13 protein-coding genes are annotated in these 13731 nt (G+C 69.2%); 3 read left to right on the forward strand and 10 right to left on the reverse strand.

Annotated elements, in window-relative coordinates; genetic code table 11:
- Positions 1-15: 15 nt before the first annotated feature.
- On the reverse strand, positions 16-837 hold the full coding sequence (locus GQ56_RS0130800; RefSeq protein ID WP_031402311.1) for a hypothetical protein: 822 nt from the start codon (positions 835-837) through the stop codon (positions 16-18).
- A gap of 398 nt (positions 838-1235) precedes the next feature.
- Here GQ56_RS0130800 and GQ56_RS0130810 point away from each other — a divergent pair, with 398 nt between their 5' ends.
- Both GQ56_RS0130810 and GQ56_RS0130815 read left to right on the forward strand, forming a co-directional pair.
- Positions 1236-1559, forward strand: a complete 324-nt coding sequence (locus GQ56_RS0130810) for a cupin domain-containing protein (protein WP_031402312.1) — start codon at positions 1236-1238, stop codon at positions 1557-1559.
- A 98-nt stretch (positions 1560-1657) separates the two neighbouring features.
- Positions 1658-2383: a glutathione S-transferase gene (locus GQ56_RS0130815; protein WP_031402313.1), complete on the forward strand. Its 726-nt coding sequence runs from the start codon at positions 1658-1660 to the stop codon at positions 2381-2383.
- A gap of 24 nt (positions 2384-2407) precedes the next feature.
- Here GQ56_RS0130815 and GQ56_RS0130820 read toward each other — a convergent pair whose 3' ends face one another.
- From GQ56_RS0130820 to GQ56_RS0130840, 5 genes are all read right to left on the reverse strand, one after another.
- Positions 2408-4105: a flavin monoamine oxidase family protein gene (locus GQ56_RS0130820; protein WP_031402314.1), complete on the reverse strand. Its 1698-nt coding sequence runs from the start codon at positions 4103-4105 to the stop codon at positions 2408-2410.
- Between the two features lie 43 nt (positions 4106-4148).
- A complete protein-coding gene (locus GQ56_RS0130825; RefSeq protein WP_031402315.1) occupies positions 4149-4631 on the reverse strand; it encodes an aromatic-ring-hydroxylating dioxygenase subunit beta in 483 nt (160 codons plus the stop codon).
- Positions 4609-5955: an aromatic ring-hydroxylating dioxygenase subunit alpha gene (locus GQ56_RS0130830; RefSeq protein WP_031402316.1), complete on the reverse strand. Its 1347-nt coding sequence runs from the start codon at positions 5953-5955 to the stop codon at positions 4609-4611. The genes GQ56_RS0130825 and GQ56_RS0130830 overlap by 23 nt, the downstream gene beginning before the upstream one ends.
- A 156-nt stretch (positions 5956-6111) precedes the next feature.
- Positions 6112-6510 carry a hypothetical protein gene (locus tag GQ56_RS0130835; protein ID WP_031402317.1) on the reverse strand — a complete coding sequence of 133 codons (399 nt, stop codon included), beginning with the start codon at positions 6508-6510 and terminating at the stop codon, positions 6112-6114.
- A gap of 8 nt (positions 6511-6518) precedes the next feature.
- Entirely contained in the window at positions 6519-7901 is a 1383-nt protein-coding gene (locus GQ56_RS0130840) for an MFS transporter (protein WP_031402318.1), read from the reverse strand.
- A gap of 143 nt (positions 7902-8044) precedes the next feature.
- Here GQ56_RS0130840 and GQ56_RS0130845 point away from each other — a divergent pair, with 143 nt between their 5' ends.
- Complete coding sequence (locus GQ56_RS0130845; protein WP_031402319.1) at positions 8045-8950, forward strand: LysR family transcriptional regulator; 906 nt, start codon at positions 8045-8047, stop codon at positions 8948-8950.
- Between the two features lie 10 nt (positions 8951-8960).
- On the opposite strand, the gene iaaH is transcribed toward GQ56_RS0130845, so the two are convergent.
- The 4 genes from iaaH to GQ56_RS0130865 form a co-directional block, all read right to left on the reverse strand.
- Positions 8961-10382 carry an indoleacetamide hydrolase gene (gene iaaH, locus GQ56_RS0130850; RefSeq protein ID WP_031402320.1) on the reverse strand — a complete coding sequence of 474 codons (1422 nt, stop codon included), beginning with the start codon at positions 10380-10382 and terminating at the stop codon, positions 8961-8963.
- Between the two features lie 124 nt (positions 10383-10506).
- Positions 10507-12033 carry an amino acid permease gene (locus tag GQ56_RS0130855; protein WP_031402321.1) on the reverse strand — a complete coding sequence of 509 codons (1527 nt, stop codon included), beginning with the start codon at positions 12031-12033 and terminating at the stop codon, positions 10507-10509.
- A 112-nt stretch (positions 12034-12145) separates the two neighbouring features.
- Complete coding sequence (locus tag GQ56_RS0130860) at positions 12146-12610, reverse strand: Lrp/AsnC family transcriptional regulator (protein WP_031402322.1); 465 nt, start codon at positions 12608-12610, stop codon at positions 12146-12148.
- A 98-nt stretch (positions 12611-12708) separates the two neighbouring features.
- Positions 12709-13467 carry a dimethylarginine dimethylaminohydrolase family protein gene (locus GQ56_RS0130865; RefSeq protein WP_031402323.1) on the reverse strand — a complete coding sequence of 253 codons (759 nt, stop codon included), beginning with the start codon at positions 13465-13467 and terminating at the stop codon, positions 12709-12711.
- Between the last annotated feature and the right edge of the window lie 264 nt (positions 13468-13731).

Consider the following 13731-nt stretch of genomic DNA (forward strand, 5'->3'; position numbering starts at 1 on the left):
GGGAAGCGGAAGGCGTCAGCCCTTCGGGAACGCCTGCATCGTCGCGGTCATCGCGCGCGCCAGCATCTGCGCATACATGTCGTGCACGAGGTAGAGGCTGCGGTTGCGCGTCCACGGCTGGCCCGATTGCGGGTCGTACGTCGTCGGCAGCGACACCTCGGCGACGGCCGCCGCCTTCATGCCTGCCTGCTGCGACGTCTGGATGCAGCGTTTCGCGTGATCGCGATGGCCGACCACCGCGACGGCGCCCATCGCGGCGGCGCCTCCCGCGCGCGACACGGCCACGGCCGCGACGCCGGCGGTGCTCAGGTACACGATCGAGCCGTCGCTCGCGATCACCGGTTCGACCGACGACAGCACGTCGGCGCCCATCCCGTATTTCGACACGAGAAAACGCGCGATTTCCCATTGCGCGTAGACCTTGACCGGCTTCAACTGGCGAATGCGGTACACGGCGTCCGCGAGCGCTTCGTTGACGGGCCCCGGATCGGGCAGCGCGGACTGGTTGCCGCCCGTGCTCGACGTGTTGCCGCTCGCCGCGTTCGGGCGATTGCCGAAGCTGTACGCGACGATCGCGCCGATCTGCGCGGCCGGCACGGTCGGCAGGTCCCACGTGAAGCCGACATCGGTCATCGCCGGCACGATCGCGCCGGCCGTCGCCGCGTCGCCGAGCTGTGCGGTCAGCTTCGCGGCCATCTGCGCGGCGAGCGCGCCGTCGGCGATCGGCGCCGACGCGATATCGTCGCCGCCGCATGCGCTCAACAACGGCGCAGCGGCAACGGCCGGCGCGGCGGCAAGGAATTTTCTGCGTGAAGATGCCGACGGAATCAGACTCATGAGAATGACGAAATGATGCGATCGACGCCGACCGTACATGGCGGCGCTGCTCATCGCGGGTTCACGGGAATGGCAATCGGACGACGGGCGGCCGGGTCGGCGCATGGCACGGATCGCGGCGCATCCGTCGATTGATGAGGCGCGATCGTAGTGGGCGTTTATTAAATTGCGGTGAACCCGCCGGTCGAATGCGCGCGGGCGTCACGCCGTTTCACCCGTGGGCACGCGCGTTTCACCGGCGGCGAGAGCGCGCCTTCGCCGTTTCATCGGTGGCGGGCCATGCGACGCGCGCGCATCGTCGCGTCGCAGGCATCGCGTTCCGGATTTCGCGCTACGATGGCGCCATCCGCCTGCCCACGTTCCAACGTTCCCACGGTCCGGACCCGGAGCCCGCCACGATGAAGCTCGGCCTGAACGCATCGCTCGCACGCCTCGACCAGGAAGGCGCGCTGTTCACGACACTGTTCCGCCACGGCACGCTCGACGTCGAGCTGTACCGGCCGCGCGGCGAGGACCGGCAGGCGCCGCATGCGCGCGACGAGATCTACGTGATCGCGACCGGCACGTCGCGCTTCGTCGTCGACGGACGCGAATGCGGCGTCGCGGCCGGCGACGTGCTGTTCGTTCCCGCACGCGCCGAGCATCGTTTCGTCGGGTTCTCCGACGACTTCTCGACATGGGTGTTCTTTTACGGCCCCGACGGCGGCGAGCGCGACGCCTGACGCGCGCCGTGCCGCCGGCGTGTTCGCAGCGAGCGGCGCATGGCGGCACGCGCCGACACGATCCCGGCAGCATCCGGTTCAACGAACAGGAGCAACGCATGCGATATGCACTCTATTACTGGCCCGACATCCAGGGCCGCGGCGAATATGTCCGGCTCGCGCTGGAAGCGGCCGAAGCCGACTACGTCGACGTCGCGCGTGAATCGGGGCGCGGCATGGGCGTGCCGGCGATGATGCGCATGATGGACAGCACGCAAGCGCACTGCGTGCCGTTCGCGCCGCCGTTCCTGAAGGCCGGCGATCTCGTGATCGGGCAAACGGCGAACATCCTGCTGTTTCTCGGCCCGCGGCTCGGGCTCGCGCCCGACGACGAAGCCGGCCGGCTCTGGGTGCATCAGCTCCAGTTGACCGTCGCCGATTTCGTCACCGAGATCCACGACACGCATCATCCGATCGCGAGCGGCCTGTACTACGAGGACCAGAAGGCGGAAGCGGCCGAACGCGCGGCCGATTTCCTGGCGAACCGGCTGCCGAAATTCCTCGGCTACTTCGCGCGCGTGCTCGAACGGAATCCGCACCGCACCGGCTACATCGCGGGCCGTGCACTCAGCCATGCGGACCTGTCGATATTCCAGCTGATCGAGGGCCTGCGCTATGCGTTTCCGAAAGCGATGAAGCGCGCGGAACGGAAAGTCCCGGCGCTCGTCGCGCTGCACGACCGCGTCGCGCAACATCCGCCCGTCGCGCGCTATCTCGCGTCGGAACGCCGCATTCCGTTCAACGACATGGGCATCTTCCGGCACTATCCCGAACTCGACCGGTAGCAGCCGGCCGCCTCGATCGCCGCTTCAATCCCCGTAGCGATAGCGGTTGCGCATCGCGTCGAGCGGATTGCCGTCGGCCAGCGTGCCGCCGAGGCTGCGGATCACCGCGCTGGCCGCGTTGATCGCGGTCTGCACCGCGCCCTCGATCCAGCCGCCGGTAAACGAACAGCAGCAGCCGGCCAGGTAGATCCCGCGGTCCGTCGACGGTTCGCCCGCCGTCTGGAACTGATAGAACAGCGCCTGCGAATGGATGTCCTCGCCCGGATAGTTCAGCTTGAACGCACCCAGCGCGTAACGGTCCGACAGCCAGTCGTGGCTCGTGACGTTGCGCGCGTAGTCGTCGTCGAGCGGGCGCAGGTGCGCGGCGAACGCGGGCGACACGACCCCGATCTCGGCGGCGAGCCGCTTGAACCGCTCGATCTTGTCGGTCAGCGACAGGATCTTGTGCGAGTCGTCCTCCCACGTGTAGCTGATCAGCACGACGCCGTGCGCGTCGGGATCGTCCGGCGCATAGTCGAGGCAGTAGATGCCGCGCGCCAGCGTGTCGGTCTGGATGTTGTGCGGCAGCCCGTGCTTGAGCCAGAACTTGTCGCGGGTCAGCACGAACAGCTTCGACGAGCTGACCAGGTGCGTCTCGTTGATCGCGCGGACCACGTCCGGGGCAAACAGGTTCGCGATGCCCGTGATGCCCATGCCGACCTGCATCGCGCGCGTCGTCGTCGCGACGATCACGCGGTCGAACGTTTGCGTCGATCCGTCGTCGAGCGCGAGCGCGAACCTGCCGTCGGGCTGCTTCGTCACGCCGCGCACGGCCGCGTGAACGATGCAGTCGCGCACGTGCGCGCCGTCGGCGCCATCGTCGAGCAGGCCCTGCGCGAGCGCGAAGATGCCGGCCGGGATCAGCCGCTGGTCGACCTCGAGCTCGTTGACGACGATCCGCAGGATTTCGAGGAACGAGGCGCGATAGACGGGCTGGAAGCCGCCCGAGCCGATGCCGAGCGTGCCGAACAGGCGCAGGTCCTCGCTCTTGCGCCAGCGGATGCCGCCGGGCGGCGCCGTCCCCGTGAAGATCTTCACGATCGCCGAATAGAACGACTCGTCGCCGAAGCGGTCGATGTACTGCTGCCAGCCCTGCCGCGCTTCGTCGTAGCGATGCGCGCGCAGCCGTGCCGTCAGCTCGGCCGGCGCGGGCAACTGCGTGCCGTCGTCCAGCCGCACGCCGTCGCGAATGAACGCGCGCCAGCCGCGGTCGACGCGATCGAACAGCTCGGGCGGCGCATCGCCCGCCGGCCAGCGGTACGCATGGCCCTGGTAGTGGATCTCGGTGTCGACGATGCCCGGGTCGGGAAACGCCGAGGTGCTGTCGACGCCGAACCGGTCGAGATAGTGGTAAAGCGCGGCCTGCGACGGCGGAAAACGCATCGCGCCCATTTCGGCGAGCAGATGCGGATGGTCGGGATTGATCGACTGGGTCAGCAGGCGGCCACCGACACGCGCGGGGTTCGCCTCGAACACGACGACCTGCGTCGCCCCCGCGCGCAGCAGTTCGCACGCCGCGACGAGGCCGCTGACGCCAGCACCGACGATCGCGATCCGTGCGCCGCGCGCGCCTTCGGCCGGCAGCGTGCCGAGATGGCCGCCGGTGCGGGACAGGAAAGCGCCGTAGTCGTACAGCGTGTCGATGTACGGGAGCGTATGCGGCAGGCGTTCGGGGGCGTTCATGGAATCGTGTTCAAGGGTGGAAGCCGGATGCGCGAGCCTGCGCTCACATCGGCAGATGGATGCTGCCGAGCGGCGCGTCGGCATTGACGAGATCGATCCGCTTCACGCGGATGCGCAACGCGTCGTCGTGCACCGAGAGTTCGTGCGTGTACCAGCCGGCGAACAGCGTCTGCTCGTCGTACCGCGTTTCGAGGTAGTGGAACGTCGTGCGCAACACGTACACGCCACGCTCGTGGTCGGCACGCTCGACGTGCGGCTGCTGGAGCAGATGATGGCCGCGGCTCGCCGGCTGCTGCGAGAACGTGCGGCGACCGCCCAGGCGCTCGATGCGGATGCGCAGCAGCAGCCGGTCCTCGTCCATCAGCGCGCCGTGCAGCCCCGTATCGGGCTGGTCCGGCGACAGCGGCATCCAGTAGCGTGCATCGTCCGCGTACAGTGCAAGCCAGTCGTCGTAGCGACGCTCGTCGAGCAGGCGCGCCTCGCGATAGACGAACGCGACGAGCTCATCGGGCGTGATCGTGCGCATCGGCGCCCCCCTTCGTCGATACGGGTGCGATGTAGCGCAGCCACGCGCGGAACTGGTTGCGGATCTGCAGCTCGCTGGTGCCGTTCGTCTCCGACGTCGGCTGCGCGGCCTCCTGCGGATCGAACAGGCGTCCCACGTGCACCCAGTCGCGCGACCGGGTCGCCAGGCCGCGCTGCGCGCGTTCGTACATCTCGAGATCGTCGTGCGCGACGATCGACGTCGGCGCGTTGATCAGCCGGTTGTACGCAAGCGTGCGCTCGAACAGCGAATCGGGCGCGCCGACCAGGCGGAACGACCACGACTCGACCAGCGTGCGGTCGGCCGCGAGCGGCTTGAACACGCGCAGGATCTGGATCGGCCCCTTCACCATCGCGTTCGGAAACAGCACCGTGTTGTGGCGCACCTCGCCGAGGATGCGCGCCGCGCGCGCTTCGCCGTAGGACGCCACCATCTTCTCGTGATACCCCGGAATCGGCGTGTAGCGCGCGTGGATCGAATCCGCCGTGCCGGTATGGCCGTGTCCGTTGGGCCACACGCGCAGCCCCATCCGCTCGAAGAACGCGTGCGGCTGGATGAACGGTTCCAGCAGCTCGACCGCCATCGGCTTCGCGCCGGCCGCACCGTCGCGCTCCCATACGCGCACGGCGGTGCCGGCCGACGACTCGTGCGCGACCATCGGATGGCAGGTGTCCGTCTGGTTCTCGACCAGCATCTTCCAGTTGCACGCATGCACGTACCGGAACACGCCGCCCGCGACCTCGACGCGCCCTTCCGGCGAACGGTCGACCAGGTTGTCGAGCGACGACAGCGCATCGCCGAAATAGTCGTGGAAGCCGATCCCCTCCGCATTCAGCCGGCAGAACACGAAGCCGCGATGATCGTGGACCGCGCCGACCGCCTGCATGCCCTTGCCCGCCTCGCACGATTCGAAGCCGGTGTCCTCGTAGCCGCGCCGCAGCGGGATCGCATGGAGGCTGCCGTCGGTCCGGTACGACCATGCGTGGTACGGGCAGCGGAAGAACGTGCCGGTGTTGCCGCACGCGTCGGTCACGAGCTGCGTGCCCTTGTGCGAACACCGGTTGTGCAGCACGCGCACCGAGCCGTCGACGTGTCGCACCATCACGACCGGCTCGGCGCCGATCGTCGTCGTCACGTAGTCGCCCGTTTCCGGAATCTGGCTGACGTGGCCGACGTACACCCACGTATTCGCGAACAGATGATGCATCTCCAGTTCGAAAATACGCGGCGACAGGTAGAGATCCTTGTGGACCTCGGTATCGCGCACGAGCGCCGCCACGGCGTCGGTGAACGCGTGCGCGGTCATGCGTGCCTCCGGCCGCCGGCACGCTGCCGCCGTGCGCCGTCGCGGCGCGCCGATTCGATTGTTTTTATGGTCATCTCTCAGGTTTCTAGTCGTAGGTACCGCTCGGGCAGCATGCGCCGGCCGCCGGGCACGGGGCGGCAGGCGCGGCGGCGACGGTCAGCCCGTCACCGGTGTTTCGTGCAGGCGCAGCCAGCCGATGCGGCCGCCCCCGTCGCGTTCGAACACGACGGTCGAACGGCGCACGGTGCGCCGCCCCTCGCCGTCGACCTGCGTCTCGCGATAGGCGATCGTCGCGCCGTCCTGCCACGCGCTCACTTCGTGCAACTCGTCGATCGCGATGCGCAGCCCGGGGCGTACGCCAAAGCCGCGCGAGAACAGGACGTCGACGTCCGCGAAGTCCAGCGCATGGCCCTGCAGCGAAATCATCGAGAAATGCCGCGAGAAACGCGCGAGCAACGATGCGAGCCCGTTGCGGGCGGCGCGGCCCGACAGCCATTGCTCGATGGCGACATGCGCGTCGACCACTTCCTGGAAAAACGGGTTTGACGATTCCATCTCGACACTCATGAACGTTGGGAAAGCGGTCGCCCGGCAGGCGCACGGTGCAGGGCGAGACGCGCGACGAACGGCAGCGGCAGCAGCGTCAGCAGCGCGGCCAGGCCGAAGCACTGCCGGTACGCCAGGCGCGCATCGTCGCCGTGCATCGACAGCAGGAAATTCAGCGCGCTGCCCAGCACCGCGACGCCCAGGCAGAAGCTCAACTGCCGGTTGATGTTCCAGAGGGCGCTCGCGTCGGCCATCCGCGCGGCGGGCACATCCAGAAACGCGGCGCTCTGCGAGGTGCTGGTGCACATGCTGGCGCCGAGCCCCATCGCGACGAAGGCGAGCACGCGCCCGGCCTCGACGTCCGCCAGCGGCGTCGCGAGCAGCACGATGCCGATCGCGTCGATCGCGATCCCCGCGACGAACAGCGGTTTCGCGCCCCACCTCGGAAAGCAGCGCCGCGTCGTCGCGATCGCGACGAACGACGCGATCGCCCACGGCACCATCAGCGCGCCGGTATGCGTCGCGCTCAGCCCGAGCGCATTCTGCAGATACAGCGCCGCAACCAGGTTCACGCCGGTGAACACGCCCGGCACGCACAGATACACGATCAGGCCGATCCGCAGCAGCGGCTGCGCGACCAGCCGCAGGTCGAGCAGCGGCGCCGCCGCGCGGCGCGCATGCACGACGTAGGCGCCGCCGGCGGCGAGCGCGATCGCGAGCGGCGCGATCGCCAGGCGCCCCGCCCCCGGCTGGCCCGCGAACGTCAGGCCGAGCAGCAGCGCCACCAGGGCCGCGGCGCTCAGTGCGAGGCCGCGCGCATCGAGCGCCGGCGGCCGTTCGCTCGCCCGGTCGGGCGGCAGCCACGCGAACGCGAGCACGCAGGTCGCGGCGGCCAGCGGCAGCATGCCGAAGAAGATCGCGCGCCACGACGCACGGTCGACGATCGCGCCGCCGAGCGCCGGCGACAACGCGGGTACGAGCAGCGCCACCATCATCACGATCGACGTGAGGTGCGCGCGCGCCTCCGGCGGATACGCGCGATACGCCATCGTCTGCCCGACCGGGATCAGCAGCCCGCCGCCGAGCCCCTGGACCAGCCGGCACGCCAGCAGCACGCCGATCGACGCCGACAGGCCGACGCCGACGCTGCCGAGCGCGAACAGCAGCAGCGACGCGACCAGCAGCCGGCGCTCGCCGAAACGCCGCGCCAGCCACGAGCCGAGCGGAATCACGACGGTCAGCCCGAGCACGTACATGTTGCCGATCCACGCCAGTTGCGCGACCGACGCGTGCAGTTCGCGCTGGATCGTCGGATAGGCGGCGTTGATGACGAACATGTTGGCGAGATCGATCGCGAACCCGAGCAGGTAAACGGCGGCGATTTTCGAGCGATCGGTCATGTCGGAGCGGCGAAATGCAAACGAAACGCCGCAGTGTAAGGTTCGCCGCGCGCGTCGATAAGACCGCCCAACCGTCCACACTGGTCGAAAAATTTTGACAATCAGGGCAACATGTCGGTTTTCCGCCAAGCCGCCGCCCCGCCATGGTGAGTCTCGATCGTTTCGCCGTCTTCCGCGCCGTCGTGGAGGCGGGTTCCTTTACCGCCGCCGCCGCCCAGTTGAACCAAGCCCGGGCCGCGGTCAGCTTCAACATCAAGCAGCTGGAAACCGAGCTCGGCGTCACGCTGCTCACGCGCACGACGCGGCGGGTCGAGCTGACCGACGCGGGCGAGCGCTTCTATGCGCGCTGCCTGCGCGTGCTGGAGGAGGCGGAGAGCGCGATCGACGATGCCCGCAGCGAGCATGGCGGAATGCATGGCGTGCTGCGCGTGACGTCCACCGTCGAGTACGGGACGATGGTCGTCGCGCCGGCGCTGCACGTGTTCATGCACCGCCATCCGGCGCTGCGCGTGCGGCTCGAAACCCATGCGTCGCAGGTCGACCTGGTGCGCGAGCGCGTCGACGTCGCCATCCGGCTCGGGCGCCTCGAACAGTTCCAGGACCTGCCGTATCGCGGCGCCTGCCTCGCGACCTATGAAGTGCGGCCCGTGATCGCGCCCTCACTGCTTGCCGCCGCCGGCCTGTCGCGCATCGATTCGCCCGAGATGCTGGCGCGCCTGCCGCATCTCGGCCATACGCGGCTCGAACGGATCGCCACCTGGACGCTCTCGGATCGCGACGGCAACCCGCACGCGTTCCAGCCCGGCGCCAAGCCGCGCGTCGTCGTCGACAACGCGTCGGTGCTGCGCGTGCTCGCGCGGCAAGGCAGCGGCGTTGCACTGCTGCCCGAATGGCTGGTGCGCGACGACCTCGCGAGCGGTGCGCTGGTCGACGCGCTCCCCGACTACCGGTTTCCGCCGCAGGCCGTGTACGCGCTCTACCCGTCGACCCCGCACGTGCCGCAGAAGGTGCGCGCGTGGGTCGACTTCATGAAGGCCTACCTGGCCTGAACGCGGCGGCTCAGGCGTGCGCCGCGCGGTCCCGCAGCCGCGCGTCGAGGCGGCCGGCGATCGCCAGCAGGCGGCGGTCGCTGCCCCACGGCCCTTCCAGCATGAGTCCGACCGGCAAGCCCGTCTGCGCGGAATGCCCGGCCGGGATCGACACGGACGGCACGCCGGCGAGGGTCGCCGGCGAGGTCTGGCGCATGATCCGCGCGAACAGCGCGCCGCCCTGCTCGGGCGTCATCGCGGCCGTGTCGTCGAGCGACGGCGGCTCGCCCGGCACCGTCGGCATTGCGATGCAGTCGACCGGCCTGCCGAACGCGTCGTCGTACCAGTGCACGAGGCGCTGGCGGCACCCGATCGCTTCCGCATAGGCGCCGGCGCCGACCGGCGTCTGCGCGAACGACCGGAAGATGTCGCGCACGTCGTCGCTCGCGATCCGCTCGACGAACGTCTCGAACGGGATGCCGAGCCGCTCTGCCGCGAAACGGCGCCAGTACGCGTGCGCCTCGAACGCGGCGATCGGGAAGCCGCATGCCTCGTCCGCCTCGTGCAGCGGCATCGCCGGCAGCGGCACGAGCGTCGCGCCCGCGGCCGCGAACGACGCGAGCGCGCGTTCGATGCTCGCCGCGACGCCCGGGTCGAGCGCATCGAAGTAAGGCGCACCGGGCACGCCGATACGCAACGCCGGCCATTCGGGCGCGACCGCCGTGCCGTGGTCGCGCGTCAGCACGGCGTCGAGCAGCAGCAGATCGTCGACGCCCCCGGCGATCGGCCCGACCGTATCGCGCGTGGGCGACAGCGACAGCACACCGTGCGGCGAATAGCGCTGCGCGGACGGCCGCAGCCCGTACACGCCGCAGAATGCCGCCGGGATGCGCACCGAGCCGCCCGTGTCGGTGCCGAGACCGAACGGAATCCCCGCCGCGACCGCCGCCGCCGTCCCGCCGCTCGACCCGCCGGCGATACGCCGCGGATCGTGCGGATTGCCGACCGCGCCGAAATGCCGGTTGCCGCTCGTAATGCCGAACGCGAGCTCGTGCATGTTCGCCTTGCCGAGCGGCACAGCGCCGGCTTCGAGCAGGCGTCGCACCGTCAGCGCATCCTCCGCCGCGCGATAGCCGTCGACCGCCGGGCTCGCGCCGAGCGTCGGCATCCCGACGGTATCGAGGTTGTCCTTGATCACGAACGGCACGCCGGCAAGCGGCAGCGCGTCGCCTTGCGCGACCCGCGCATCGATGCGCTCGGCCGTGCGGCGCGCGAGATCGGCGTCGACGTGCACCATCGCATTGAGCGGCGCGATCGCCGCGAGACGCGCGAGCGCTTCGTCGGCCACATCGACGGCACGCCGTCCGGCCGCGCGCACGGCATCGGCGATGTCGCGCACGCTGGCGCCGGAGACAGGTAACGGGGAGGAAACGCGGTTCGGCTGTGTTGTCATGTTGTGTGCTGGACGCGAAATCGTTCTGGAATGACGCGGCGTGCCGCAAGCCCTGGGCGACACGCCGCGCGAACCGCGATGGTATCGCGGCGGGCGGGCGGCCGTCACGCGGCCGGCCCGCGCGTCACGCGCCGCGCGACCGTCCGTCCTCACCCGCCGCGTCGGCCGAGCGCGCCAGCCACGGCCCGATCTCCATCTCCTCGTAACGCACGAGCCGGCTCTTGCGTGCGCGGCGGTACGTCCACCAGATCGCGACGAACAGCGGAATCCATATGTAGATCGACAGCACTTCCATCCAGTCGATGCGCGCCGCAAAAAACGCCTGGTAGTCCTGCCCGAGCGAGATCACGATGCAGATCGCGATCGCAAACAGCGGCCCGAACGGGAACCACTTCGCGCGATACGGCAACTGGTCGAGCCGGTAGCCCTGCTTCAGGAAGCCCTTGCGAAACCGGTAATGGCACACCGCGATGCCGAGCCACGCGATGAAGCCCGTGATGCCGACCGTATTCAGCAGCCACAGATAGATGCTCTGGTTGTTGGTCAGCGACGTGAGGAAGCACAGGCCGCCGACGGCCATCGTCGCATACAGCGCGTTGCGCGGCACGCCGCCCGGCGACAGCGTCGCGAACAGCGCCGGTGCGCGCCCTTCCGACGCGAGGGTGTGCAGCATCCGCGTCGCCGCATAGGTGCCGGAGTTGCCGGCCGACAGCACGGCCGTCAGGATCACGAGGTTCATCGCGCCCGCCGCGAGCGGGAATCCCGCGTGGCTGAACACCAGCGTGAACGGGCTCACGCCGATATCGGTCACGTCGCTCTTCAGCAGGTTCGGGTCGGTGTACGGCACCAGCAGGCCGATCACGAAAATCGCGAACACGTAGAACAGCATGATCCGCCAGAAGATCTGCTTCACCGCGCGCGGAATGGTCGTGCGCGGATGCTCCGATTCGCCGGCCGTGATCCCGACCAGCTCGGTGCCGAGAAACGAGAAGCCCGCGATCAGCGCGACGCTCATCATCGCCTGGACCCCGCCGACGAACGGCGCGTCGCCCGTCGTGAAGTTGCGCCAGCCGACCGGATGCCCGCTCCCGATCAGGCCCGCCGCGATCAGCAGCCCGGCCGCGATGAACGCGACGACGGTGACGACCTTGATCAGCGAGAACCAGTATTCCGATTCGCCGAAGCCGCGCACCGACAGCGTATTCAGCAGGAAGATCAGCACGAGAAAGCCCGCGCCCCACCACACGCCCGGCACCGCGGGAAGCCAGTAGCGCATCACGATCTGCGCGGCGACCAGCTCGATCGCGATCGTCACGGCCCAGCTGTACCAGTAGGTCCAGCCGAGCGCGACGCCGAAGCCCTCGTCGACGTACTTGTCGCCGTACACCGCGAACGAGCCCGACACCGGCATCAGCGCCGCCATCTCGCCGAGCCCCGTGACGACGAAGTAGACCATCATCCCGATCGCGAGATACGCGGCGATCGCGCCGCCCGGCCCCGCCTGCGCGACCGACGCGCCCGACGCGACGAACAGCCCCGTGCCGATCGAGCCGCCGATCGCGATCATCGCGATGTGGCGGCCCTGCAGCCGGCGCTTCAGCGTCGTCCCGGACGGCGCGGCCGTCTCTGCTGCCGCTTGCAAAGCATCCATAGTATTCACCCTGACAGGATTGCGACCCGGTCGATTTGATTCGGAATGCAAATCGAACGGGCCGGTCATTCGCACTGCAGCCCGGCCTGCGCGGGCGCGAGCGCCCGGCGCGTCAGACGATGCTGCGCTTGATCGCCTGCAGCTCGGCTGTCGTCACGATCTTCTCGATGCGGAACCGCGCGCTTTCGAGCCATACGTTCGCGATCCGCCGGTACTCGTCGAGATCCTCGCACGCGAGCCGCACCAGGAAATCGAACGTGCCGCTGACGAGCCAGCAGTCGAGCACGGCCGGATTCGCCCGCATTTCCTCCTCGAACGGCGCCTGCGAACGCCCGTGATCGGCCAGCACGATCTGCGCGATCACGACGATCGGCTTGGTCGCGCGCGGCGCCTTGATCACCGCGCGGTAGCCTTCGATCACGCCGAGCGCCTCCAGCCGCTCCACGCGCGCCTGGCAAGGCCGCGGTGTGAGGTTCACAAGCTCCGACAGCTTCCGGTAGGAAATCCGCCCGTCGGTACGCAGGATGTCGAGGATCCGGAGATCGATCTTGTCGAGCTGCATCTTCTTGTCGCTCATCCGCGTTCGCTCCGGTCGGGTAGTAGCTGATGCGCGGAACGTCTTCGGTTCCGCGCCGGGGCCACATTATCCGGCCGAAGCGGCCGCGCGCCAATCGGCTAGAACCGCAGCGACAGGCAGGTCAGGCCGCCGTCCATCTTGCGGAACTCGCTCGTGTCGATCACGTGCAGCGGCAGCCCGAGCGCCGCGATCGCGTCGTGCACGCGCGGATAGCCGGCCGGCGTGATCAGCGTGCCGTTCACGCGCAGCGTGTTGCCCGCGTATTCGTCGACGGCCGGGATCGCGATCCGGCGATAGCCGGCGAACGCCGGATGCCCGGCCAGCGCTTCGGTCACGAGCAGCGTGTCGTCGCCGAGCGCGTTGACGACCGACTTCAGATGCAGGCCGGCGCCGACCGGCACCGCGACCACCGAATAGCCGTGGCGCGACACCAGCGAGTCGAACTCGGCGATCCCTTCGGCGTCGGTGCGGCCCGTCAGGCCGATGTAGAAGCGCTTGCCGACCAGCATCACGTCGCCGCCGTCGAGACGGCCGGCCTGCATCGGCAGCAGGTCGCGATGCGCGGCGAGCGCCGCTTCGATGTGTACCGTCTCGCCGCGCCGCGCGGGCGCACCGGGGCGCGTGATCACCGCGAATTCCGGCGTCACGACCGCGACGTCCTCGACGAAATGCGAATCGGGAAACGCATCCAGCGGCGGCAGTTCGGTCAGCGTGACGCCGAGCGTGCGCAACGCGTCGCAATAGGCGTGGAACTGCGTCAGCGTCCTGTCGTAATCGGGCGCGCCGAGCGCGGCGGTGGTCAGGCCCGCGCCGCAGGACGGCGCGGGACGGCGAACGATCGCTTGCGTGAATTGCATCGACTCCTCCATGGTCAGCGCCGCACCCGTGGGGCACACGGGGCGGCTGCGTTGTGTCGGGACCATTATCGGAAGCCAATTTGCGCAATTCGCGTCGAATTCGGCTCCGCCGACAGCCGATTGCGTCGAATTGCGTGCGGCGGGCAGCGGATTCGGCAGGCGGTCGTCCACCGCATCGCGAACGGCTGCCGGCTGGCGCCGCGCGCCCGTCACGCGCCGGGCCCGAACCCCATCTGCGAACGGCCGAGTACCGTGAGATCGCCC

The organism is Burkholderia paludis (genome assembly GCF_000732615.1).
GTDB lineage: Bacteria > Pseudomonadota > Gammaproteobacteria > Burkholderiales > Burkholderiaceae > Burkholderia > Burkholderia paludis.